The organism is Luteibacter rhizovicinus DSM 16549 (genome assembly GCF_001887595.1).
In the GTDB taxonomy this organism is placed as follows: domain Bacteria; phylum Pseudomonadota; class Gammaproteobacteria; order Xanthomonadales; family Rhodanobacteraceae; genus Luteibacter; species Luteibacter rhizovicinus.
On record NZ_CP017480.1, the window covers coordinates 933,727 to 958,916 of the forward strand.

General features: G+C 65.4%; 19 protein-coding genes. 6 read left to right on the top strand and 13 right to left on the bottom strand.

The genetic code is table 11. The features are described 5' to 3' along the window. Positions 1-40: 40 nt before the first annotated feature. Positions 41-727: a fumarylacetoacetate hydrolase family protein gene (locus tag BJI69_RS04365; RefSeq protein ID WP_046967869.1), complete on the top strand. Its 687-nt coding sequence runs from the start codon at positions 41-43 to the stop codon at positions 725-727. Positions 728-799: 72 nt separating this feature from the next. Then, the gene (gene mscL, locus BJI69_RS04370; RefSeq protein WP_046967870.1) at positions 800-1,207 is read left to right on the top strand and encodes a large-conductance mechanosensitive channel protein MscL; all 408 of its coding nucleotides are present in this window, start codon (positions 800-802) and stop codon (positions 1,205-1,207) included. 899 nt (positions 1,208-2,106) lie between these two features. Here the strand turns inward: mscL and BJI69_RS04375 are convergent. The 3 genes from BJI69_RS04375 to BJI69_RS04385 form a co-directional block, all read right to left on the bottom strand. Then, on the bottom strand, positions 2,107-5,103 hold the full coding sequence (locus BJI69_RS04375) for a TonB-dependent receptor (protein ID WP_046966222.1): 2,997 nt from the start codon (positions 5,101-5,103) through the stop codon (positions 2,107-2,109). 216 nt (positions 5,104-5,319) lie between these two features. After that, the gene (locus BJI69_RS04380; RefSeq protein ID WP_125902978.1) at positions 5,320-6,258 is read right to left on the bottom strand and encodes a helix-turn-helix domain-containing protein; all 939 of its coding nucleotides are present in this window, start codon (positions 6,256-6,258) and stop codon (positions 5,320-5,322) included. An 18-nt stretch (positions 6,259-6,276) separates the two neighbouring features. Beyond that, the gene (locus BJI69_RS04385; protein WP_046966199.1) at positions 6,277-6,564 is read right to left on the bottom strand and encodes a hypothetical protein; all 288 of its coding nucleotides are present in this window, start codon (positions 6,562-6,564) and stop codon (positions 6,277-6,279) included. Between the two features lie 150 nt (positions 6,565-6,714). On the opposite strand from BJI69_RS04385, the gene BJI69_RS04390 reads away from it, so the two are divergent. The 3 genes from BJI69_RS04390 (at position 6,715) to BJI69_RS04400 (ending at position 10,342) form a co-directional block, all read left to right on the top strand. Then, positions 6,715-7,428 (top strand): response regulator, encoded by a 714-nt coding sequence (locus tag BJI69_RS04390; RefSeq protein WP_046966223.1) that lies wholly within the window; start codon positions 6,715-6,717, stop codon positions 7,426-7,428. Continuing rightward, positions 7,428-8,816, top strand: a complete 1,389-nt coding sequence (locus tag BJI69_RS04395) for a sensor histidine kinase (RefSeq protein WP_046966200.1) — start codon at positions 7,428-7,430, stop codon at positions 8,814-8,816. Before BJI69_RS04390 ends, BJI69_RS04395 begins: the two co-directional genes overlap by 1 nt. Positions 8,817-8,899: 83 nt before the next feature. Next, complete coding sequence (locus tag BJI69_RS04400; RefSeq protein ID WP_046966201.1) at positions 8,900-10,342, top strand: M20/M25/M40 family metallo-hydrolase; 1,443 nt, start codon at positions 8,900-8,902, stop codon at positions 10,340-10,342. Positions 10,343-10,469: 127 nt separating this feature from the next. Here the strand turns inward: BJI69_RS04400 and BJI69_RS04405 are convergent, their stop codons facing one another. From BJI69_RS04405 to BJI69_RS04415, 3 genes are all read right to left on the bottom strand, one after another. Next, the gene (locus BJI69_RS04405; protein WP_046966202.1) at positions 10,470-13,571 is read right to left on the bottom strand and encodes an efflux RND transporter permease subunit; all 3,102 of its coding nucleotides are present in this window, start codon (positions 13,569-13,571) and stop codon (positions 10,470-10,472) included. A 9-nt stretch (positions 13,572-13,580) separates the two neighbouring features. Beyond that, entirely contained in the window at positions 13,581-14,714 is a 1,134-nt protein-coding gene (locus BJI69_RS04410) for an efflux RND transporter periplasmic adaptor subunit (RefSeq protein WP_046966203.1), read from the bottom strand. A 114-nt stretch (positions 14,715-14,828) separates the two neighbouring features. Next, positions 14,829-15,290 carry a MarR family winged helix-turn-helix transcriptional regulator gene (locus BJI69_RS04415; RefSeq protein WP_046966204.1) on the bottom strand — a complete coding sequence of 154 codons (462 nt, stop codon included), beginning with the start codon at positions 15,288-15,290 and terminating at the stop codon, positions 14,829-14,831. Between the two features lie 75 nt (positions 15,291-15,365). On the opposite strand from BJI69_RS04415, the gene BJI69_RS04420 reads away from it, so the two are divergent. Continuing rightward, positions 15,366-15,878: an O-acetyl-ADP-ribose deacetylase gene (locus BJI69_RS04420; RefSeq protein WP_046966205.1), complete on the top strand. Its 513-nt coding sequence runs from the start codon at positions 15,366-15,368 to the stop codon at positions 15,876-15,878. Here the strand turns inward: BJI69_RS04420 and BJI69_RS04425 are convergent. The 7 genes from BJI69_RS04425 to BJI69_RS04455 form a co-directional block, all read right to left on the bottom strand. Continuing rightward, positions 15,875-17,545, bottom strand: a complete 1,671-nt coding sequence (locus BJI69_RS04425) for a BatD family protein (protein WP_046966206.1) — start codon at positions 17,543-17,545, stop codon at positions 15,875-15,877. The two genes, BJI69_RS04420 and BJI69_RS04425, sit on opposite strands and share 4 nt — an antisense overlap. A 2-nt stretch (positions 17,546-17,547) precedes the next feature. Next, the gene (locus BJI69_RS04430; RefSeq protein ID WP_046966207.1) at positions 17,548-19,455 is read right to left on the bottom strand and encodes a tetratricopeptide repeat protein; all 1,908 of its coding nucleotides are present in this window, start codon (positions 19,453-19,455) and stop codon (positions 17,548-17,550) included. After that, positions 19,452-20,432, bottom strand: coding sequence for a VWA domain-containing protein (locus BJI69_RS04435; RefSeq protein ID WP_046966224.1), 981 nt, complete (start codon positions 20,430-20,432; stop codon positions 19,452-19,454). The genes BJI69_RS04430 and BJI69_RS04435 overlap by 4 nt, the downstream gene beginning before the upstream one ends. Continuing rightward, positions 20,425-20,907, bottom strand: coding sequence for a DUF4381 domain-containing protein (locus tag BJI69_RS04440; RefSeq protein WP_046966208.1), 483 nt, complete (start codon positions 20,905-20,907; stop codon positions 20,425-20,427). The genes BJI69_RS04435 and BJI69_RS04440 overlap by 8 nt, the downstream gene beginning before the upstream one ends. Continuing rightward, positions 20,907-21,827 carry a DUF58 domain-containing protein gene (locus BJI69_RS04445; RefSeq protein WP_046966209.1) on the bottom strand — a complete coding sequence of 307 codons (921 nt, stop codon included), beginning with the start codon at positions 21,825-21,827 and terminating at the stop codon, positions 20,907-20,909. The genes BJI69_RS04440 and BJI69_RS04445 overlap by 1 nt, the downstream gene beginning before the upstream one ends. Continuing rightward, a complete protein-coding gene (locus BJI69_RS04450) occupies positions 21,824-22,816 on the bottom strand; it encodes an AAA family ATPase (protein ID WP_046966210.1) in 993 nt (330 codons plus the stop codon). The genes BJI69_RS04445 and BJI69_RS04450 overlap by 4 nt, the downstream gene beginning before the upstream one ends. Positions 22,817-22,952: 136 nt before the next feature. Next, on the bottom strand, positions 22,953-25,178 hold the full coding sequence (locus tag BJI69_RS04455; RefSeq protein ID WP_046966225.1) for a type IV pilus secretin PilQ: 2,226 nt from the start codon (positions 25,176-25,178) through the stop codon (positions 22,953-22,955). Positions 25,179-25,190: the final 12 nt, after the last annotated feature.

Sequence of the window (25,190 nt, forward strand, 5' to 3'; positions counted from 1 at the left end):
GTCATCTGCCGTGACAGGTGTCACCTGCTAACCTGATGCGATGAATACGATCATCCCCGCGCCGGCCCAGCCGAGCATCCCCGTCGTCGGCCAGACCGCGCGTTTCCCGGTCCGCCGTATCTTCTGCATTGGCCGCAACTACGCCGACCACGCCCGCGAAATGGGTGCCTCGGTGGATAAGGCGAACCCGATGTTCTTCACCAAGCCCGCCGATGCCATCGTCACCGATGGCGCCGACGTGCCCTACCCCTCGGCCACCAGCGATCTTCACCACGAGGTCGAGATGGTGGTTGCCCTGGGTGCCGGTGGTTCCGACCTCTCCGTCGAAGAGGCGGCCAAGCTGGTCTGGGGCTACGGCGTGGGCCTGGACCTGACCCGCCGCGACCTTCAGGCGCAGGCCAAGGCCAAGGGCGCGCCGTGGGACGTCGCCAAGGGCTTCGATCATTCGGCGCCCATCTCGGCCCTGGTCCCTGCGTCGGACGTCACCCTGACGGCCGCCACGCGCATCGCGCTGGAGATCAACGGTGAGGTGCGCCAGCAGGCCACGCTGGGCGACATGGTCCTGAACGTGCCCGAGATCCTCAGCGCCTTGTCGAAACTGTTCGAGCTCAAGGCTGGCGATATCGTCTACACCGGCACGCCGGCCGGTGTTTCCGCCCTGATGCGTGGCGACACGTTCCGTGCGACCCTCGATGGCGTGGCCACGCTCGAGGGGCGCGTGAGCTGACTTCGCGAACTGCCGACATCCGTCCCGCTAGTTTCCAACGTTCCACGTTCAGCCAATAAGGAGAAAACACCGATGAGCTTCGTCGCGGAATTCAAGAAATTCGCTCTACGCGGTAACGTCGTCGACCTGGCCGTCGGTGTCGTGATCGGCGCCGCCTTCGGCAAGATCGTGACCTCCCTGGTCGACAACATCATCATGCCGCCCATCGGCTGGCTCATTGGCGGCATCGATTTCTCCGACTGGAAGTGGGTGCTCAAGCCTGCCGATGCCGTGGCGAAGAAGGCCGAAGTGGCAATCCAGTACGGCATCTTCATCAACGTGCTGATCCAGTTCGTCATCGTCGCCATCGCGATCTTCATCGTGGTCAAGGCGATCAACCGCCTCACCCGCCGCGAAGAAGAAGCCCCGGCCGCACCGGCGGCCGATGTCGTGCTACTCACTGAAATCCGCGATCTGCTCCGTTCGCAACAGGGTCGCTGAACGCCCCTGCCGCTTGCGTGGACGGGTGAGGCGCAGAGCCTTCGGTGCCCACCCTTGCTGGGAGGCTGGGACGCTTGAGGCAAAGAGCCTTCGGTGCCCACCCTCGCTGGGGGGCTTGAGGCAAAGAGCCTTCGGTGTCCACCCTCGCTGCTCAGACAGGTCCTCCGCGTTCCGTAAAGGAAAGGCCGCTAACGCGGCCCATGTGCCTATTTGGCCTGCGGCCGCTCCACTTGTGCGGAACTCGCCTCAAGGGTGGACACCGAAGACTCTTCCCAACGCTGAGGTTCGTGTGGGTCGAGCCGACGAAGCAACGCCGCTTTGGCTGCGAGCTCATCGCGATCGCCAAACGGCCAGTACCCGCACGTCGGTCGCGTTCGTTCGCGCGAGGGCAGCGCGGCGGCGAGGAAGCCGCTCACCGATCCGGAATGTACTTGCTGGCACGACGGCAGAGTCGGTCAGCAGAATCGCCGTAACTGCCCGCTCCGGCGACCACACTCACACCGCCGGCTCGCCGTCGAGCTAACCGTATCGTCGTGAGAGATCTTGGTGTCCACCCTCGAGGCGAGTTCCGCACAAGTGGAGCGGCCGTAGGCCAGATAGGCACACGGGCCGCGTCAGCGGCCTTTCCTTTGCGGAACGCGGAGGACCTGTCTGAGCAGCGAGGGTGGACACCAAGGTCTCCCCGCGAGACGCCCAAGTGTACGCAGCGACGGCGACGGCGAAGCCGAGCCAGCGCACAAGGCACCGCACGCACCCCGCGGAAATGCGCGACGAACCAAAAAAAGAGGCCGCCGATGGGGTATCGGCGGCCTATCTGGGGAGACTCGTTGTGCCCGGGAGTTGAGCCGTCACGGGCTCGGGCACTTATTATTGGTATTCGGGTTTAAGCAGGCTCGCTATCAGAAGTCGTAGTTGATGCCAAAACGCACATAACGCGGCTGACTGAAGTAGGTGACCTTGTTGTAGTTGGTGTTGAGCGCCGCCGAGCTGCCGTAAAGCACGTAGGTCGCCGTCGGCACGGATTCGCCCAGCGCGTTATAGACCATCACATTGAAGCCAAGTTTCTGGTTTGCCCACATCGGACGGTATTCCGCCGAAAGGGAAACAATGTGCTGCCAGGGCTGGCGACCGGCCGCCCCCGGCGGTGACGCTTCACCACCGCAGTAGTGGTAGTAGCTGCCGTAACCGACCGGATTGCTTTCATCCGCGCCGTAATAGCCCAGGCAGGTCTTCGGCGTGCCCGAGAGGATCGCCACGTTTGCCGACAGCATCCACTCCTTCGCCGCCTGCCAGGACCCGTAGATCTTCAGCTGGTGCTTGCGATCGTTGGAGAGCAGGCCATTGGAATTTTCCATGAGCTTGCCGAAATCCCAGTCCACCGTCGCCGAGACGTCGGTCTGGCCGATGTCGGAACGTACCTGGCCTTCGGTATCGCCGTAGCTGCGCGAGAAGACGTAGTCCACCTTGGCCTGCCACGTGCCATCGAACGGGTGCTCGAAGAACGTTTCGAGGCCGTAGTAGCTGCGCTTGGCCTTCGGCATGCCGAAATCGTCGGCTGACACGCTGACGCTGTTGTAGCCGCCCGCGCCGTCCGGAATACGGTACGTGTTGCTCCGACCCGGGTTCGAAAGGTAGCAACCATTGAGCGAGCTGGCGTCCACGTCGTAACCGAGCGACTGGGCCTTGGCGGTGATCGTATCGGTATCGCAGATATCGTCGAGGATGTTGCGCAGCTTGCGGACCTGCGCCTTCATGCCCCACACGTAGTCCGGGTTGATCTGCTGGGTGAAGCCGACCAGGTATTCGTCCTGGTATTCCGACTGGATATTGCTGGCCGCTACCGTCTTCGCATCCGGCGACTGGCCGTATTCGTTGTTCGCCGACACCGCACCGCCCGTCGCCGAAGCGAGCTGGGTCAGACCGGTCGGATTGCCGTTTCCGTCGATACCGGTATAGGTGTAGTACTGGTTCGTGTACAACGAGCCGGCAGCCGCCCGCAGGGCGACGGAAGCGGGCATCGCCAGGTAGTAGCGACCCGCATTGCCATAGACCTTGAGCGTCGAATCGCCGTTCACATCCCAGCTGAAGCCCAGGCGCGGCGCCCACTGCGGCTTGGTCATGCGGAGGAAGGCTTCGCCGTTCGGGTTGTAGTTGGTGAACTGGTCATTGCGCAGGCCGATCTTCACCAGCCAGCGATCGTCCACCTGCCAGCTGTCTTCGATGTACTGCGCCCGCTGCTTCACCCGAACCGAGGCCGCCGTGCTGTAAAGATACTTCGACACGTAATAGCCATCCTCACCGCCGGCACCGGTGTTCGGAGCGGCGACGAAAGGACTGTCGCTGATCGCCGTGGCCGGGTCACCATAGCCGTATAGCCAGGCGTTGCCGGTTTCGCCGTCGTCGATATCGTGCGAATTGAGGTTGTCGATACCACCGGTGATCGTGTGATCGCCGATCTTCCACGACAGGTCCAGGCGCAGGTTGTTCGTCGTGGCACGGTGACTCGGATCATTGGCGGTCAGCACCGTCTGCGAATTGACGATGGAGTTTCCGCCGGTAATGGCGGGATTCTCGAACTCCGAACCATTGATGTACGTGAGGGAGGGATCGTACCCCGGGGTCGTGCTGTAGTACGTCATCTTCTGCTTGCCGTAGAGGGCGGTAAGCGTCAGATCGTCCGTGATGTAGCTGGTGAACTTGGCGACGTAGACGTCGGCACTTTGCTTGGTCGACGTGTCGTAGCTGTTCAACGACCCGGTCGTATTGGTCGCATAGTCGTAATTGTAGAGGTTGCCCTTGTACGAATCCTTTTGCGAGGCACCTGTCAGCTCGAGAATATTATTGTCGGTGATGTTCCAGTCGATCTTCGAATACCACTTCGGATCGTGATACTCGTAGTTCGTGTTGTATGACGACGTGACGGAACCGACGCTGTTGCCGACGTTCTTCGACTCTTCCACCGCAGCGAAGAAGAACAGTTTGTCCTTGATCAGGGGGCCACCGACATACGCGCTCTCGGTGGTCGTCCAGGACTTGTTGTCCGAATAACGACGGTAGATATCGCCGGCATTAGCACCGGTGACGTAATAGGAGCTGGGACTCACGCCCTGGAGCGATCCCGGCGTCCATTGCACCTGCGCACCGAAATGCCACTCGTTGGTGCCACGCTTGCCGCTCTGGCTGATCACGCCGCCGTCGGAGCGACCGTACGCGGCGCCGTAGCCGCCGCTGAGGATTTCCTGCTGGTCGATCGCGCCGTACGGAAGGCTGATACCGCCAAACCCACTCAGTGGATCGGTCGTATTGAAGCCATTGAGATAATAGGCGTTCTCGGTGACCGAGGAACCACTGAACGACACCAGTGATCCACCGGTGGTACCGCTTTTGAAGCCGCTATAGCCGGGTACGACACCGGGTGCGAGCAAGGCGATCGCTTCGGCGCTGCGCGACAGAGGCAGCTTGGCCAGCTGCTCGGACGTAATAACGGTGCGTGCGTCGACGCTGGTCACGTCGATCGCCGGCAAGGCGTTCGCGGAAACCGTTACCGAGCCCAGCGCGGTGGCACCCGCCGCGGCGGACGCAAACGAGACCTCCGTTCCCGAGCCAACGCGGAGCGTGACATCGCCACGCGAGTCGACCGCCTTACCGCCTTGCATGAGCGCCACGGTATACGTGCCCAGCGGCAGCGAACCGATGCTATAGCGCCCGTCTGCGTCGACGGCCACCTCACGTGTCAGGCCCGATGTGCTCTTGGCCTGCACGGTTTCACCTTCGGCCACCGGCGCCTGTCCGAAAATACTGCCCGTCGTCGACTGGGCGATGGCCCCCGCGCTACCCAAGGCCACGCTCAGCGCGAGGCTGATCCGGCTAAGGCGCGCCCATTTGAATTGATTCATCAGCACTGTGAAGCACTCCCCGAAAGATGGATTGGCGTCGCCGCCGGGCGGGCGCCCGGCAGGCGCTGTTCCCCACGTGGCCCGGCGATGCGCTTGAAACGTCGTAAGTCGTGGCGATCACCACAACTTCAATTTAGTGTTAAGTCGACGTTCGCATTCGGCGGAAAGTGCCGTGTAACTTGACTATTCATCGGACGTATAGCCGTCCGAAGGAACTTATTCCTGCATCCTTCCTTCAAGGCAGGACTGGCGAAATTCGCGCGGCGACATGCCGAAAATGTCGCGAAAGCAGCGACTGAAGTGCGTCATGTCGCCAAAGCCCCATGACTGTGCCACCTGCGCAATACTGCGGTAACGCAAGGCGGTATCCGCAAGTTCACGACGGCAGCGCGCGAGCCGCTCGGCGCGTACCCAGCGCATCAGGGTCATCGATTCGTCGGCGAACAACTCGAAGAGGTAGCTCGGGGATAGCCCGACCCCGGCGCCGATCATTTCGACACAAAGCGCGGGATCGGCCAGGTGGTCGCGCACGAAGCGGCGCACCTGCTGCTTGTACTGTTGGCGAAGTTGCGAGGGCGAGGTCTCCACCGCCGCCATGGATTCAAAGGCCGCCGCAAGCATGTGCGGTATCGCATCGGCCACGCGGTCGGCCACGGCTTCGGTGAGCTCGGAGGCGTGCGCAAAGAGTTCATGGAAAAGCACGCGCAGGTAGCCTACGGCACTCAGGTGGCCGTGAAGGCCGACCGCCGACAACTGATCGAGCCGCGGCATGGTCTCGCGAAGCGCCGCGAGGGGTAGGTAAAGCGTCTGCACGGTGGCGCTACCGATCTGCAACCGGAAGGGTCGGGAGAGATCGATCAGGCAGAAATCGCCCGTGGCTAAATCCCCCCGCCGCCCGTGCTGCTCGACCCTGGCGCCGCCGTCCAGGTGATGGCACAGAAGCGCGGCGCCCCGGTGGATGCGCGCCAGGGAGTCGCCGGTCATGACGTGCGGGCTGTGACGGAAGGTGGCCAGACGCAGGCGTTCGCCAACATAGCCATCCAGCATCGTGCTGATGCCCTGCCGCCGCTGGAAGTCCTGCCAGAACAGGCACGCGGCTGGGCTGGGGGCCGGTGCCCCGGAGAGCGTCCGTGAATCGTTATACGAAGTAGACAACGTGGTGCAACTCCCGGATCAGGGGCTGGAACGACGAGGCGGCGGGCCGCCATCAGGACGCGGAGCCGGCTCCGGCGGTGCATCGAAGCCCTTGTCGGCCATGCACAGATCCATCAGGTCGGCATCGACGCCGTCGTCCGGGTCGTCCGCCTTGCCATCGATGTCGATCCAGCAGTCGTCGAGTGCGGCCTCGAGCTGGGGATCCTGCGGTGGATGGGCGCGCGCAGGCTCCTGGGCCGAGGCGACGGCGACGAGAAGCGCGCCAAAGGCGAACAACAGGGACGGCAGCGTGGGGAAGGGCTTCATGCGTTGGGCATCCATGGGATCGAACGGTGGAGCCCAAGCTAGTGGGCGCGCGTCACCGCCGGTTGTCCGCATGTGTCCGCTTTGTGTCGGCTTCTTTGCCGGGCTGGCAAACGCGCCGTAGACTGATCTGGTATCAAGCTATGCATGGCCATGGATCTTCAGTCGCTCATCCTCGTCGTCGACGACGACCCCGAACTGCGCAGCCTGATCACGGAATTTCTCGGTGGTCACGGGTATCGCGTGCAGTCGGCCGAGAACGCCCTGCAGATGAACGTGGCAATCGAGCGCGAACGCCCGGACCTCGTCGTGCTCGACGTGATGATGCCGGGCGAGGACGGCCTGAGCGCGGCCAGGCGCCTGGCGGCCGACAAGGGACCGCCCGTCATCATCCTCAGCGCGCTGGGCGGTGACACGGACCGCATCATCGGTCTGGAAGTCGGCGCCGACGATTACCTCGCCAAGCCCTGCAATCCGCGCGAGCTGCTCGCGCGCGTCCGTGCGGTATTACGCAGAACCGGCAATAGCGAGCCGGTCGCCGCCGAGGATGCCCGACCCTACGGCTTTGCCGGCTGGCGTCTCGACGTGACCCGGCGCGACCTCCGCGATCCCACCGGTATCTTCATCAATCTGTCCGATGGCGAGTTCGCGCTGTTGCGTAGCTTCGTGGAGCATCCGCAGCGCATTCTCAGTCGCGACCAGTTGCTCGACCTGGTGCATGGCGGCCGCTCGGAGGTATTCGACCGCGCGATCGATACCCAGATCAGCCGTCTACGGCGCAAGCTCAACGACCGTGTGCACGAGGAAATGATCCGGACCGTGCGCAACGAGGGCTACATGTTGGTTCCCAAGGTGTCGCGCCTGTGATGCACCTTTCCCGACTGTCGATCTTCTCCCGTACGTTCCTCATGATGATCGGCGCGCTACTGGTTGCCGCAGCCATCGGCTTTGCCGTCCTCGTCATCAGGCCGCCACTGCGACCTTCGGCGGTCAGCCTCTTTGAACTGGCCGCCGTGCTGCAGCCCGAGACGTCGCCTTTCGGCAACCGGCCTTTTGGCGACGATCGCTCCCATCCCGGTGAAGGCGGACCGCCCCCGGGCGCGGCATTCGACCATCGCGGCGACGCCGACCTGGATATCGCCACGATGCCAGGGCCACCGACACCGCCGGCGTCGTTCGACAGCAAAGCCTCGGACATCGTCGCCATGCACCTGGCGGACATTTTCCAGGTATCCGGCGACCGACTGCGTGTCTTCGTCACCGAGCGGGACCTCCCGGGGGCGCACGGCCCGATGCGACTCGGCCTCGGCGGCGGATCGATCGTCGCCCTCAGGCAGGCGGACGGCCGCTGGCGAGTCGCTACCGTCCCGGTTGAGCCCTTTCCCACGGTGCTTCAGCAACAGATCGTCCTGCTGCTCGCGCTCGGTGTCCTCGTCCTGTTGCCTTTGGCCTTTCTCTTCGCCCGGGCGCTTGCCGCGCCGATCCGACGTTTTTCCGAGGCGGCGCAACGGCTCGGAGGCGACACCAGTGCACCGCCCGTCGTGCGGGAGGGCCCGCCTGAGATGCGCCAGGCGGTCGATTCCTTCAACGCCATGCAGGCACGCATCAACCGGCTGCTGCAGGAGCGCACGCAGATGATCGCTGCCATCGCGCATGACTTGCGCACGCCACTGACACGCCTGACGTTTCGCCTGGATGGACTGCCTTCTCCGCTCGCCGAGAAGGTCGATGCGGACATCCAGGAGATGAAGACGATGATCTCCGCCGCCCTGGACTTCATTCGGGATCGGTCGCTCGGCGTGCATCGCCACCGACTGGACGTCCGTTTGCTCGTGGAAAGCGTCGTGGACGATCTCGCCGACATCGGCCATGACGTGACGGTGCAGGCCGGGACGGCCATCACGATTGAAGGCGACCCGGTCGCCCTGCGTCGCGCCGTGATCAACCTGGTCGAGAACGGACTCAAGTACGGCGAGCGCGTGCGTTTACGTCTGCGCAGCACCGGCGACGGCTGTGTGCTGGAGGTGGATGACGATGGCCCGGGCATTCCCGACGCCATGCAGCAGCAGGTGTTCGAACCGTTCTTTCGCCTGGAGGCCTCGCGCAACCGCGATACCGGCGGCATCGGCCTGGGGCTGGCCACCGTTCGCGCCATCGTGCTCGACCACGGCGGCACCGTGACGCTGCGCAACCGCAAGGATAGCGGCCTCCGCGTTGTCGTCAGCCTGCCTGCGACGGCGCCGACAGGCAGCTGAGCCGGTCCATGCATGACTTCCTACCTACGCGGGTTGCCCCCTCCGTAGGGCCATAATCGACCTTTCCGTCCCCGGGGGTCCCCATGCGTCATACGCTTCGTCTCCACGCGCTGGCCGCGTGTCTTGCGCTCGCCTTTTCCGCCCACGCCGCCGACAAGGCCACGACGATTCCGGACAAGGCCGTGACCGCGGCGACCGAATTGCGCGATCGCGCGATGAACGACAACACCGGCTACGAGTTCGTGTCCGCACTCACCACCGAGGTCGGCCCGCGACTCGCCGGCAGTGCCGCCGATGCCCGTGGCGTCGCCTGGACGGTGGCGAAGTTCAAGGCCATGGGCTTCGACAAGGTCTACACCGAGAAGGTGAGCTATCCGCTGTGGCAGCGCCACAGCGAACATGGGGCGATCGTCGCGCCCTTCCCGCAGCCGCTCGCCCTTACCGCGCTCGGCTATTCGGCGGGCACCCCCGCTGGCGGCCTCACGGCCGACGTGGTCGCCTTCAACGACCTCGATGCACTCAAGGCCGCGGACCCGGCGAGCGTCAAGGGCAAGATCGTCTACGTCAGCACGCACATGCAGCAGCAGAAGGACGGGCACGACTACGGCATGGGTTCGGCCACGCGCACGCGTGGTGCGGTACTCGCCGCGCAGATGGGCGCCGCCGCCTACCTGTTGCGTTCCGCCGGTACCGACGCGCACAGCCGCACACCGCACACGGGCGTCACCGGCTTTACCGATCCGAAGCAGGCGATTCCCGCCGCCGCCCTGTCCCTGCCGGATGCGGACCAGCTTGAGCGCGTGCTGAAGGAAGGCAAGCCGGTCACGCTGAAGTTGGACCTCGACGTCGGCTTTGCCGGCACCTACGAAGGCGCGAACGTTATCGCCGAAGTCACCGGCCGCAAGTACCCGAACGAAGTCGTCGCCATCGGTGGCCATCTCGATTCGTGGGACCTGGGCACCGGGGCCATCGACGATGGCGCCGGCGTGGCGATTGCCGCCGCGGCCGCCAAGCTCATCAAGGACATGCCGCAACGCCCCGACCGGACCATCCGTGTCATCGCCTTCTCCAATGAGGAAATGGGCCTGTGGGGCGGTCGCGCCTATGCCGAAGCCCACGCGAAGGACGTGGCGAAGTTCCAGCTCGGCACCGAGTCCGATTTCGGCGCCGGCCGTATCTGGCGAATGACGGCGAGCGTGAAGCCCGAGGCCCTCGGTGCGATCCAGCAGATCGCCAAGGTGGTCGAGCCGATCGGCGTCGCGTACGACGCCAGCAAGCCCGGCGGTGGCGGCTCCGACCTGTCGCAGATGCATGGCAAGGGCATGGCGGCGCTATCGCTCACCCAGGACGGCACGGACTACTTCGACTACCACCACAACGCCAACGACACGCTAGACAAGATCGACCCGAAAGCGCTGGCGCAGAATGTGGCCGTCTATGCCGCGTTCGCCTACATGGCCGCCCAGGCCAACGGCGATTTCGGTTCGAAGCCGGGCGCGTTCGCGAAGGATGGCGCGCACGATTGACGCAAAACCTGTGGGAGCCGATTTATCGGCGATGCTTTTCGGCTTCACCGCTCCGTTGGCTTTTCGCCGCTGAAGCGGCTCCCACATTTACCTAGCCGATCAATCGGCTCCCACACGAAGCCAGGTATCAGTGCGCAGGATGCGTCTCTAGCTTTTTCGAAGGCGCCAGGTGTTCCTGCAGGCGATTCATGTACAGGTAGATCACCGGCGTGAGGTAGAGCGTCAGGATCTGCGAGACCACTAGGCCGCCCACCACGGCCAGGCCCAGCGGCTGCCGTGTCGATGCGCCGGCGCCGATGCCGAGCGCGATAGGCAGCGTGCCGGCGAACGCGGCGGCCGTCGTCATCATGATCGGACGAAAACGCACGCGGCAGGCCTCGGCGATCGCCTCATACGGCGTGACGCCGCCCTCGCGCTGACGCTCCAGGGCGAAGTCGATCATCATGATCGCGTTCTTCTTCACGATGCCGACCAGCATGATGATGCCGACGAAGGCGAACAGATCCAGCGACGCGTTGAAGATCACCAGCGTCAACAAGGCACCCACCGCCGCGGCCGGCAGGCCTGACAGAATCGTCAGCGGGTGAATGAAGCTTTCGTAGAGAATGCCCAGCACGAGGTAGATGACGAACACCGCGAGCAAGAGCAACAAGCCCATGCCCTTCACCGAATCCTGGAAGGCCTGCGCCGTGCCCTGCACGCTGCCGCTCAACGTCGGCGGTAACTTCAGTTCGGTCGTCGCACGATCGATGCTTGCCACCGCGTCGCTGAGGGAGACGCCCGGTGCGAGATTGAACGACACGGTGACGGCGGGCAGCTGGCCCTGGTGATTCACCGTCAGCACCTGCGGTTTACGCTCGAAGCTGGCCACCGTATTCAACGGCACGAGCTTGCCGCTATCCGCCGTCACGTAGAGCTTCGACAGGACCGCGGGATCGTCCTGCATGCGTCGTTCGACCTGGAGGATCACCCAGTACTGCGTGGCCGATCCATAGATGGTCGAGATCTGGTTTTCACCGAAGGCCGAACCCAGCGCGGTTTGCACCTGGTCCATCGTCAGCCCCAGCGGCGCCAGCTTGTTGCGATTGACCGTGACCACCATGGAGGGACTGTTCAGATCGAGGTCGGTCGTCACGTCCTGGAAACCGGGCAGTTTCTGGAACGCCGCGACCAGCTTGCCCGACCAGTCGTACAGCGCATGCAGGTCGGTCGACTGCACCGTGTACTGGTACTGCGCTTTCGACTGCCGCCCACCGACCTGGATCGATGGCGGATTCTGGATATAGGTGCGAATTCCCGGCACTTCGGCGAATTTGTGCCGTAGCTCCTGGATGATCTGGTCGGGCGTGGTATGCCCACGCTCAGCCGGATCCTTCAACCGGAGCAGCAGTGAGCCCGAGTTGATCGTGGCACGGGCACCGCCGGCACCCACGCTCGACATGACGCCTTCGATATTTGGATCCTTCAACGCCATGTCGGCCAGCGACTGCTGCCGCGCGGACATCGCCGCGAACGAGATGTCGGTCGGACCTTCGGTGGTGACACGCAACTGACCGCTATCGCCGGCGGGAATGAAGTCCTTCGGGGTGATCACGAACAGGACGCCCGTCGCCACGAGGCTCAGCGCAAAGACACCGACCACCGTGCGCGGGTGGCGCATGCACCAGGCCAGCGTACTCGTGTAACCGTTGGTCATCGAGGCAAAGCCACGATCGAACCAGACGACGATAAAGCTGCGCTTGTCATGCGAGTGAGCCTTGACGAAACGGCTGCACAACATCGGCGTGAGCGTGATCGAGACGAAGCCCGAGATCAGGATCGAAACGCTGATGACCACGGCAAACTCGTGGAACAGTCGTCCGACGATCCCGCTCATGAACATCACCGGGATAAACACGGCGACCAGTGACAGCGTCATCGAGAAGATCGTGAAGCCGATTTCGTTGGCGCCCTTCACCGCCGCATCGAACGGCGTCTCGCCCATTTCGATGTGGCGCATGATGTTCTCGAGCATCACGATGGCATCGTCGACGACGAAGCCCACCGCGAGCGTCAACGCGAGCAGGGACAGGTTGTCCAGGCTGTAGCCCAGCGCGAACATCGCACCGAAGGTGCCCAGCACCGAGATCGGCAAGGCCACGGCGGGAATCAACGTGGCCGAGGCGTTACCGAGGAACAGGTAGATCACGATGACGACGAGGATGCCGGCGAGGACCAGGGTGAACTGTACGTCGTGCACCGAATCGCGAATCGAATCGGAACGGTCGTACATGACGTCCAGCTTCACCGACGGCGGCAAGGTCACGCTGAAGTTCGGCAACAGGGCGAGGATCTTGTCGACCGTCTCCACCGTATTCGCTCCCGGCTGACGCTGGATGGCAAGGGTGATGGCGCGCGTGCCGTTGTACCAGCTCGCCTTCTGGTCGTCCTGCACGCTGTCGCGCGGTACGGCGATGTCGGACAGCCGCACGGGTGCGCCATTGCGATAGGCCACCACGATCTGCCCGTAGTCGGCGGCACGCATCAACTGGCCATCCGAACGAATGGACAGCAGCTGCCGCCGCCCGTTAAGCGAACCCGTGGCCTTGTTGACGTTGGCGGCGGCGATCGCATCGACCATCTTGTCCACGCCGATGCCGGTCGCGGCAAGCCGATCCGGATCGACGGCGATGCGCACGGCGTATTTCTGCGAGCCGTAGACGTTAACCTGTGCCACGCCATCGACCATCGACAGCCGCTGGGCGAGTTCGGTCTCGGCGTAATCGTCGACGGTGGACAACGGCAGCGTCGACGATTGCATGGTGAGGAACAGGATCGGCGCGTCGGCCGGATTGACCTTGCGATACGTCGGCGGCGTGGGCATGTCCTGCGGCAGCTGGCGCTGCGCCGCGGAAATGGCCGCCTGGACGTCCTGCGCCGCGCCATCGATGCTGCGGTCGAGCGAAAACGTGACGGTGATCGTGGTCGAGCCGAGCGAACTGGACGAGGTCATCGAGTCGATGCCGGCCACGGTCGATAGCTGGGACTCGAGCGGTGTCGCCACCGACGATGCCATCGTCTCAGGCGACGCACCCGGCAGCGATGCGCTGATGTTGATCGTCGGAAAATCGACGTTCGGTAATTCGTTCACTGGCAACCGCGGGTATGCGGCGATACCGAAAATGACCAGCGCAGCCATCAGCAACGTCGTCATCACCGGGCGACGGATACACAGTTCCGGGAGGTTCATGCGCCCGCCTCAGCCCTTGTCGAAGCGCACACGTGCGCCGTCGACGAGCAGCATCTGTCCTTCGGTGACAACCCGTTCGCCGCCCTGCAAGCCCTTGTCGATCACCGCGCGGTCAGCCGTCGTCGCGCCCGTGGTCACGCTACGCTGCTCCACGGTCTTGTCCGGTTTGACGACGAAGACAAACGAGCCGGACGTGGAGCTCTGCAGGGCGATCACCGGCACGCTGACCGCATCGGTCAGACGCGTCGTGGGCAGGGTGACGTCGGCGAACTGGCCCGGCGTGAGTCGGCCGTTCGCGTTCTGGAAGCGCCCCTTGAGGATGATCGTTCCCGTGGTCGCATCCACCGCGTTGTCGATGAACTCGAGTTCGCCCTGCACCGGCACGCCCTTGTCGCCCGGAATCGTCGCCTGCACGGGCAATGTGCCGTTACGCAGGCTGGTACGTACGGCGGAGAGGCTATCTTCCGGAATGGAGAACGCAACGCGGATGGGATCGACCTCGTTGAGCACCACGATGTCCGTGGTGTCCGCCGTCAAAGTGGCACCCGGATACGCCAGCGGCGCGCCGGTGACACCGTCGAACGGCGCACTGATCGTGGTGAAGTCGAGCTGGGTCTGCGCGGCACGCGCCGCGGCGCGATCGCTTTCGAGGGCGGCCCGGGCAACGCCGAGGTTGGCCTTGTACAAGTCGTAGTCGGCGCGACTGACGAAACCCTTACCAAGCATGTTTTCGTAGCGGGCCAGATCGGCCTCGGCTTTCACCAGCTGCGCCTGGTCACGCGACACGTTGCCCTGCGCCTGGTCGTAGGCGGCCTTCAGCGGACGCGGATCGACCCGGGCGAGCAGGTCGCCTTTCTTCACATGCGTGCCCGGGGTAAAGGCAAGGGACTCGAGCTGGCCGCTGACCCGGGAACGAACGTTCACCGTGGAATAGGCTTCGGCCCGACCGATCACCTTCAGCGAGAGATCGATCTCACCGCGAGTCGCGACGGCCGTGCTTACCGGGACACCGGCAGCGGCCTTGTCGCCAGGCTTAGGACCGTCCTTGCCGCCCGCATCGTGGCGCCAGACGGTCGCAGCGATGGCGCCGACGGCGACCAGCACGGCTAAGAGGAGAAATTTCTTCCCTGGGGAACGTTGCATGTGGGCTCCGGCCGAATCCTGAGGGTCCGGTCGCCGTGCTGGGGAGCACGGACTGTTTTTGGTTCGGACATCGTTACCCCTAACGTATGTCCATGACTTCGGTTGACCCGTCGATCAGCTTTCTTCGGACGGGCCATCGAGGCTCTGGAGGTTTTCCTTCATACGGTCCAGGACCGTCAGCATCATGGTCAGGTCATCGGGGGAGATCCCGGCCGTGGCATCGCGGCGAAGTCCGCGGGCGATCTCTTCCATGCCGTCGATGACACCTCGCGCCTGTTCGGTATCGTGAAGACGCCAGGCACGTCGGTCCTTCGGGTCGGCGCGGCGCTCCACGAATCCGGCAGCCTGCAGGCGGTCGATGACGCGCCCCACCGCGATCGGCTCCATGTCCAGCTGCTCGGCCAGCTCGTTCTGCCGCATCCCCGGGCGCCGGTGCAGGGCCTTGAGGGCGCGCCATTGCGCTCGGGTCAGGCCAAAGCGCACGGCCCTCCGGTCGAAGTGCTTGCGAAAGAGCAAGGTCACATCGTTCAGGAGATAACCAAACGAGATGTCTTCAACTTTGAGCGTGTCGGCCATAACGTTAGGAGCAAACTGGTAGGGAGTGCAGCCATCCTAGCCAATTGCGGCGCCACCGTCACAGAAGGATGCGGGATGAGGTTCGAAGTGATCGAGACAGACATCACGCTGCTGGCCGTCGACGCCATCGTCAATGCCGCCAACGAATCCCTGCTGGGCGGCGGGGGCGTAGACGGTGCCATCCACCGGGCGGCGGGACCGGCCCTGCTGGCGGCCTGCCGGGCGCTGCCCGAGACGAGCCCGGGCGTACGCTGCCCGACCGGGGAGGCGCGCGTCACCGGGGGCTTCGGCCTGCCCGCCCGATTCGTCATCCATACCGTCGGCCCGGTCTGGCATGGGGGCCGCCGTGGCGAGCCGGCACGGCTGGCCGACTGCTATAGGAATGTTCTCAAACTTGCCGAAATCCACGGTGTCGCATCCATCGCCTTTCCCGCCATAAGCGCCGGCGTATTCGGCTACCCCGCCGATGCCGCGGCGATGATCGCCGTAGAAACCCTGCGATCCGCACCGTGGCGGCCCGGACGCGTGGCCTTCTGTACCTTCGCGCCATCGATGACCGGGGTCTACGAGCGGTTGCTCGGGGACTAGCGCGGATAAAGCGGCGGCAGCCCCGAAGGTCCATCGTCCGCCGGCCTGACCGACCAGTCGAATCCACGCGCGAACGCGGCCTTCAGGGCCGCGCCATCCACAACCCCACCCGCGAATCGGGCGCGCTGCAGCATCGCGATCGCATCGCGTTGATCGCCGCTGGCAAGCGCCTCCGCCAGGGCACCCGTGCTGCGCAGCGAGGGCCGGATCGTTTGCGCCCAGGCGAGAAGCAGACGATCCGACGTCGCCGCGGTGCCGGAGGTCGACGAAAGAAACGCCTCACGTGCGGGGCGTTCGCGGACAGGCTCACGCGATATGGGGGCCACGGCGCTTTTCGGACGACGACGGCCAAACAGGAGCCATGCCGCGACGGTGGCCGCCCATAGCACCAGTACGGCCAGGAACAGCCAGCGCCAGGGTGTCGTCGGCGACGCGGATGCCGGTGCGGCAACGGCATCGGGTGCCGGGGGGGTTAGGGATGCCTGGGCAGCGGGGGCACCCGCGCCGGGCGCCGCCGACCCGGTGCCTGCGGCGATCTCGATGTCGTGGGCCGGCACCGTGGCGACTTCCGCCTTGTCGGTCACCACGTTCCACCAGTGCAGGGTGGTCGCGGGAATGTGCAGCGTGCCGGTGCGTGTCGGCACCACGGCGAAGCCCTGCTGGCGACGACCGGTCACCCAGGAGCCGCTGGTCCCGCCACCGGTAACCGCCTTGTCCGGGTAAACGTCCGCCCCGTCGATTTTCGGCAGTGACAAGGCGGGCAGCGCTTCGAACGGCATGCCCACTGCGTCGAGACGCATGGTCAGGGTAATCGGCTGGCCAACGCGTCCCTTGCCGTCGGGGGGAAGTCCCTCGAGGCCGAGTTTCAGCTCACGCGCCGGAATCCACGCGGCGTCGGGTGCCGACGACGACGGGCGCTCGCGAACCGTGACGTGAAGGCGTTCGGCGACCGCATTGACCGGCGCGCCTGCCCCGAAGAAGGAGCCTGCGTCGGTGGGATCGACCGCCGTACCCTGGAAGGCCGGTGGCTGGATCTCGAGGCTGCCCGCGCGTTGGGGAAAAATGGCGTAGTGGCGTTCGATCACATTGAAGCGACGTCCACCCCGTACGTTCTGGTAGTTCGCATCCTGTCCGACCCGACGAACCTCGGCACCTTCCGCCGAAGGATCGCCCAACTGGCCGTCGGCAAGATTCACCGCGAAATACAGCCGAAGCGTGTAGTCGATCTGTTGGCCGACATAGGCCTGGGTCGGCTCAGCCTTGCCTTCCAACACCACGGGCCGGTCGCCGGCGGTGGCGCTGGTGTCGGACGAGGCAGCCACCTCGAGCGATACGGGCTGTGTCCGCTGGGCGCCTACCGCCAGTGCGGGAATGGTCAGATGCCCTTCCCGCCGCGGTCGTAGCGCCACGCCGAGAATGGTGTGCGCTTCACGTCGCCCGTTGACGATGCTCAGGGAGTGATTGGTCGAGGTTCCAAGGATGACGAAGTCGTTCTGCAGCGGCGAGAGATCGGGCTCGTCCGCGGACTCGTCGCCGACTTCGATGTTCAACGTCACCGTTTCGCCCACGCCGACCGTGCTGCGGTCGAGCGAGGCGACCGGTCCCGTCGCTTGCGCCACGGCCAGGGAGGGTATCGCCAGCGCGAGGACCAGCAGCAGGTAACGCATCCTCACTCCTCCGGCTCGGCGCCGTGACGACGCTGGTATTCGAGCATGAATTTTCTCCGTAGCAGGCCACCCGGATCATCGGGAACGCGCATCAGTGCCCGCCGCACATCGGGCGGCAACTTCGACGATGCATCGTCCGCCGAGATGGCACCGAGATCGTGCCCTTTATCGTCCGCCGGCCTGGCTTGCTTACCTGCGAGTGCCGCGTCCATCTGTTGTTTCAGTGCCGCCTGCGCCTGCGCCGCCTGCTGGCGTTCGGCGGCCGACTTGGCGTCGGCGTCGCCTTGTGGCGCCTGCGACTTGCCGGCTTCCTTGCCCTTGTCGCCACCCTCGCCTTCGCCTGCCTTGTCCTGCGAGCCTTGCTGGCCTTGTTGTCCATCCTTTCCGTCGGCGCCGGGTTGCTGGCCACTGTCGCCCTTCTTTTGATCGTCGCCCTGCTGCCCTTGCTGGCCCTGCTGATCCTTGCCCTGGTCGCCGGACTGGCCCTGCTTCTTGTCCTGCTGTCCCTTGCCATCCTTCTTGTCGTTCTTCTTGTCCTGGTCCTGCTGCTTCTGCTTCTGCAGGAAATCGGCGACCGCCTTGCGGTTGGCAGCGGCGTCCGCGTTGGCCGGATTCGCTTTCAGCGCACGATCGTAAGCCGCGATCGCGTCGTCATAGCGTTGTTGTTTCGCCAGCGCGTTACCGAGGTTGTATTGGGAATCGGTGTCCGCGTCATGCGCGAGTGCGGTCGCGGAGGCCGCGTAATCGCCTGCGCGATACGCCGCGGCGCCACGCAACGTATTGCTCGCCGCCAACGACTGCGCGCGCTGCGCATCCCCCTCGGACAAGGCTTTCGCGGCCTGCTGGTCGCGCGTGCGAAAGAGGTCCGCGAGGCCGTCGGCGCGCGCGGGTGACAGCGGCAGGAAGGCCAGGGCAAGCACGAGCAACCACCCACGCCGGAAGGCCAGCGCCACGATCGGCAGGAGCGGAAGCAACAACCATGGCCCGCGATCCTGCCATTGGCCGGAGGCGGCGCCAGCGACCGCCTTGCCTTCGCCATCGCCATGCAGTGCCGAAGCCAGCGAAGCCACGTCGGACTGATCGTCCGAGGTGGTGACGTAGCGTCCGCCGCCAGCCGATGCCACTGCCGTGAGCGACGCATCGTTGCGCGGTGCCATGACGATCGCGCCTTGCTCGTCCTTGAGGAAGCCACCGTCGTCGCTGGGGACCGGGCCCCCTCGTGTCGTGCCCAGGCCGAGCACCGACACGGTATCGCCCGCCGCACGCGCACGTCCCGCCGCAGCGGCCGCTGCGGCATCCGCGTGATCGGTGACCAGGACGATCGAACCGCCGCGTACGTCGGCGTGGCGAATCAGGTCGGCAGCCATGTCGATCGCCTTGCCCGGGTCATCGCCGGCCACCGGCATGGTGTCGGGGGAGAGCGCGGTCAGAAGGTCGTCGACGCTATGCGCATCCGTCGTCAGTGGTGCCACGGTGAAGGCCTCACCGGTGTACGCGATCAAGGCGTTCATGCCATCGCGATTCGCAGCATAGAGTTCGCGCACCTTGTAACGTGCACGACTGAGTCGGTCCGGGACGACGTCGTGGGCAAGCATGTGCGGCGACATCGAGACGACCACGACCTGCGCGGCGCGCTCGGCGAAGAGCTGCTGCGACTGCCGATCCCAGGTAGGACCGGCAAGGGCCAGCACGGCGAGTGCCGCGGCGATGACGAAGGCAACGACCGGTGCGCGCGACGCCCCGGGCTTGCCGTCGAGCAGATGCGGAAGCAGCAAGGGGTCCGCTAGCTTGGTCAGCACACGCACTTCGGCCGAACGCCTGCCGACCAGCCACGCTAGCAGCGGCACGAGCGCAAGCAGCCAGAGCCAGCGCGGCTCGATGAAATGGAGGTTGCCAGCCCACGCCATCATGCGAACGCCCTCTGGCCGAGGTAGCGCGGCAGTGCGGCGATGGCGAACAGGGCGAGCGAGGCCAGCAGCGGCCATCGGAACAGTTCGAAGCGCGGCCTGAGCGCGGCACCCTGCTGGGGCACAGGCTCGAGCGCATCGATCGCACGATAGGCCTGCGCGAGCTCATTGCTGTCGGTCGCGCGGAAGAACCGACCACCGGTCTGGTTGGCGATATCGGTAAGCATCGCGACATCGAGATCGGCGGACGGATTGACCACGCGACTTCCGAAGAAATCCGGAACACGCATGGCGTTCGCACCGATACCGATGGTATAGACGCGGACACCAGCGGCCTTGGCGGCACGAGCCGCTTCGCGGGGCGCGATGGAGCCGGCGTTGTTCACCCCGTCGGTAAGCAGGACGACGACACGCGCCTGCTCGGGCATATCGGCCAGGCGCTTGACCGCTACCGCGAGCGCGTCGCCGATCGCGGTTTCACGTCCGGGCAAGCCGACGACGGCGCCATGCAACTGCGCGCGCACGGCATCCAGGTCGTAGGTCAGCGGCGTGACGAGGTACGCCTGCGAACCAAACAAAATGAGGCCGAGTTCGTCGCCTGCGCGACGATCGATGAAGTCGCCGGCGATCGCTTCGACGGCGGCGAAACGCGTCACGTTACGACCCGCCAGCTCCATGTCGTCGAGCGACATGCTTCCCGAAAGGTCGACCGCGAGCATCGTGGCGCGCCCGCTACGCTGTTGCGGTTCGGGGGGGCCGAGCCGCTGCGGCCTGGCTGCGGCGGTGACCAGGCACAGCCATGCCAGCGCCAGAACCAGGGTTGCCGCGAAGGGCGCACGCGTCACGGATGCGGCCACCAGCGCCAGGCCCGGCTGGGGAAGGTTCATCGCCTGAGCGGGCTTCAGCGGGCGCAATACATGACGCAGCAGCCACGGTAATGGCAGGGCAGCGAAAAGCCAGGGCCACGCGAATTCAGGCAGTGACATGCGCCGGCCTCCTGCGTAGCGCCGCACGCACCCACGCTTCGACATCGCGCGCGGTCGGTATCACGTCGAGTGTCGCATCGGGACGGTAGATGGCATCGTCGATAGCGAGCAGGCGGTCGATGTCCTGAGCAGGTGCCATGGCCGCAAGGGCGTCACGCCACGCCAGATCCCTGAGGACCACGCTGCGTGAATCGCGCGTGCGTGCAACCCGGCGCAGCAGCTGACTGGCGACGGAGGCGAACGCCGCGAGGTCGCCATCCTGTGCGTAGCGGGCGGTGGCGTCGTGCAGATCGACCAACGTGGCGTCGACACGACGCTTCCACGCAGCACGGCGGCGAAGCAGGATCACGCCGACGACGACCGCCGCCGACAGCAGCGCGATGAGCAGCCACCAGCCGGGGGCCAGGGGCCACCACATCGAGACGTGGGGAACATGGATGTCGCGCAACTCGGGGCCGGCCGTCGGCATCAGCGCGCCCTCCCCGTCCCGAGCAGGGCGACGATCGCGTCGAGCGGATCGGCCGCGGTATCGATGGTGCGCTCGCGCAGGTTGAGGCCGGTCGCCAGGGCGGACAGTCGCCGCACACCGTCACCCAGCGCGCGGGCGAACTCCGCGCGCTGCCGATCGCCCTGGAGCACGACGTCGTAGTGCACGCCGCCGTGCGCGAAGGGATAACGTCCGGCCGGTGGCTGGGCGAGTTCGAGTGCATCCGCCACCGTGAGCACGGACACCTCCGCCTTGCCGACGAGACCGAGCATGCGTCCACGGGCGGCATCGTCGACCGCGAAGCCATCGCTGACGATGAGTACGCGCGATGCGCCATGCATCAGGCGCCCGGCGCGCTGCAGGGCCGACGACAGGGTTTCGTCCGCACCGGGCGGCAAGGCATCCCACGCAGCGATCGCGCCCGCCACGGCCAGCGCGCCACGCGCACCGCCCAGGGGTCGAAGCAGCTGCCGCTGACCACCGAAAGCAAGCACACCGACACGATCGCCGCCACGCACGGCATACCAGGCAGCCATGGCCGCGGCGCGCGCCGCCTGGACCGACTTGAAGCGCGTGCGTGTGCCGAAGCGCATGCTGGCGTTGCTATCGAGAAGGATCAGGAGTCGTCCTTCGCGCTCTTCCTGGAAGAGTTTGGTGTGTGCGACGCCACTGCGCGCGGTCAATCGCCAATCCATGCGGCGCACGTCGTCGCCAGCCTGGTAGACCCGGGATTCGGCGTAGTCCATGCCACGGCCGTGCAGGCGGCCGGGTCGCTGGCCACTGCGCTGCACTCGCGACACCACCGGTGGCGCGGGCGCGCGGGCTACGCGTGCGCGCAACGCGATCAATTCAGGCAGCGACACATGGACGCGCCCATCCGGGATGGGGACGGCGGCACTCACGGCAGCGGCACGAGATCCAGCAGGCGATCGATCACCGAGTCGATACGCACGCCTTCGGCTTCGGCCTCGTAGCTGGGCAATACGCGGTGACGCAGGACTTCGTGCGCGATGACATGAATGTCTTCAGGTATCACGTAATCGCGGCCGGCCAGCCAGGCGTGCGCACGGGCGCAGCGATCCAGCGCGATGGTCGCGCGCGGGCTGGCACCCCAGGCAATCCAGCGGGCAAGCTCCGGCCCGTACTTCGCGGCGTTGCGCGTGGCGACCACGAGTTGGGTGATGTAGAGCTCGAGCGGAGCGGCCATATGCACGGCAAGAACGGCGTCTCTCGCTGCGAAGACGTCAGCCGGACGCAGCACGTGTGCCGGCGGCGCGACCGGGTGCATGGCTTCACGAGCCTGCTCACGCGCGAGCCTGAGGATCGCCAGCTCGGCGTCGGCATCGGGATAGCCGATCGTGACATGCATCAGAAAGCGATCGAGCTGGGCCTCCGGCAGGGCGAAAGTGCCTTCCTGCTCGATGGGATTCTGCGTCGCCATCACCATGAACAGGTCCGGCAGCGGCCAGGTGCGGCGGCCAATGGTGATCTGCCGCTCGGCCATGGCCTCAAGCAGGGCCGACTGGACCTTGGCCGGCGCGCGATTGATCTCATCGGCAAGGACGATGTTGTGGAACAACGGCCCCCGCTCGAATTCGAAGGTGCCGGTCTGCGGACGGAAGATGTCGGTGCCGGTGAGATCGGCCGGGAGCAGGTCGGGCGTGAACTGGATCCGGTGGAAATCCGCCTCCACACGGGTCGCCAGGGCCTTGATCGCCGTGGTCTTGGCCAGGCCAGGCGCGCCCTCGACGAGGAGGTGGCCGTCGGCCAGCAGAGCGATCAGCAGGCATTCGACCAGGTGCGGCTGACCGATGATGCCGCGGGACAACTCCCCACGCAGGCGGACGAACGCTTCCTGGAGGGGCGTCGTGGCAATCGGCAGCTCGGACATCGGCGGTTCTCGTACGGGTAGAGGGACGATGAGACCACAGCCGGCCGGAGAAGTTTAGGTCCATGAGTCATCCGTGGCGGCGGGCCAAAAAAAAGGGCGGCCCGAAGGCCGCCCTTTTCACTCACTGCAATCGCGCTTAACGCAAGGAATCGGAGAGGATTCGTGGCGTCACGAAGATCAGCAGCTCGGCCTTGTTGTTGCTGCGGTTCGTGCGGCGGAAGAGCACGCCCAGACCCGGGATATCGCCCAGACCCGGCACCTTGTCCGTCGTATTGGACTTGGTGATCTCGTAGATACCGCCCAGGACCACCGTCTGACCGTTGTCGACCAGCACCGAGGTGTTGATCTCGCGGGTGTCGATCGAGGGCACGAAGCCACCGCCCGGCGACGGGGTCTGGCTGGCCAGCGCGTCCTTCTTGACGTTGATCTTCAGGTACACGCGGCTGTCGGCCGTGATCGTCGGCGTGACGCGGAGTTCGAGCACGGCGTCCTTGAACTGCACCGTCGCGTTCTGCGCACCACCGCCCGAGCTCGAGGCCTGGTAGGTCACGTAGCCGATCTGGGTACCCTGCTTGATCACCGCTTCCTGCTGGTTGGCGGTAATCACGCGGGGGCTGGAGATGACTTCGCTGCGGCCTTCGGTCTGCGCGGCCGAGAGCTCGAGGTCAACCAGGTAGTTGGCACCCAGGATCGCCAGGCCAATGCTGCCGGCCGGGTTCGCCACCGGCAGGTTGACGTTGTAGCCGCCCGGATAGGTGAGCGTGTTGTCCGTCTGCGAGCCGTTGTTGATGTTGTGGACGTTAGTCACCAGGCCCGAGGTACCCAGCTGCGTGCCGGTACCGCTGGTCAGATCCGGCGTCGTGCCGATGATCTGGCCGCTCGGGTTCGTGTTGAACGCCTGCGCACCCCAGCGAACACCGAGCTGACGGGTGAACTGGTCGGTGGCGACGACAATGCGCGACTCGATCAACACCTGCTGCACGGGGCGGTCGAGCGTCCCGATCAGTTCACGCAGGTCACGGATCTTGTCCGGCGTGTCGTTGACGAGCAGGGTGTTGGTGCGGTCGTCGAACGAGACGCTGCCACGAGCGGAGAGGAAGCCCTTCTGGCCATTACCCGTCGTACCGCCGCCCGTGCTCTGCAGCGCGCCCTGGGTCAACAGCTTGGCGATGTCCTCGGCCTTGCCATAGCTGATCGGGATGTAGTCGGAGATCAGCTCAGCCGATTCCTCAGCCTTCTGGCGCGCATCGGCCAGGCTCTGCTCGTAGTTGGCGAGTTCGGCCTGCGGTGCGATCCAGATGACGTTGCCGCTGCGACGCTTGTCGAGGCCCTTGGCGCGAAGGATTACGTCGAGCGCCTGATCCCACGGCGTATTGACCAGGCGCAAGGTGACACTGCCACCCACGCTGTCGGAGGCAACCAGGTTCAGCTTGGCTTCGTCGGCGATCAGCTGCAGTGCCGAACGGACCGGGATGTCCTGGAAGTTGAAGGTCAGGCGGGAACCCGAATACGTCGGTTCCTGACCCTTCGCGGCCTTACCCGTCGGCGCGGCAGCCTTCTTGGCGGCCACTTCGATCACGTACTCGCTACCGCTCTGGTAGGCCGAGGTCTCGATCTCACCCTTGGTACGGATGTCGAGGCGAGCGCCGCCCGGTGAGGCCTTCGAGTCGATCGACTGGACCGGCGTGGCGAAGTCGAGCACGTCGAGGCGCTGGGCCAGCTTCGCCGGCAGGCTGGAACCCGCCAGGCTGACGATGACGTGATCGCCCTCGCGGTGCATTTCCGGCGTCGTCGCTGAGCTACCGAGGGTGACCAGCACACGGCCTTCGCCGTTCGGGCCGCGGCGGAAGTCGATGTTCGACACCGGCGTGCCAGCACTCGAGGGGAGTGCCTTGGTCGGGTCGGACACGATGGCCGTGGTCGTCGTTGCACCGGTCGGGCCGTTGTTCACCGTAACGATGAGGTTCTTGCCCTCAGCGCGGGTGCGGTAGGCCGATTCGCGGAACAGCTCGATGGTGACGCGGGTGCGCCCACCGGCCGCGACTACCGACACGCCGGCCGTGGAGCCCTTGGCGATGTCGATGTGACGGCTGCTGAACGCGTTGGTCGTGTCCGGCAGGTCGATGGCGATCCGCGGCGGATTGTTGGTCGTGAAGACCTTCGGATCCGGCGCGGCGTCGGAGAACGCGAGGGTCAGTTCGATGCGGCCCCCGGGCTGTGCGTCGTAGCTGACATTCTGCAGGGCGTTCGCCGCCGATGCGGTGCCAGCGAACACGCCGGTGAAAGCGAGCGTGGCACCGAGCACCCAACGGCGCGCGCGATGGCGCGCGTTACCCGGCAGATGATGGAAGTTGGTCGTCATGTGCGTCATCCC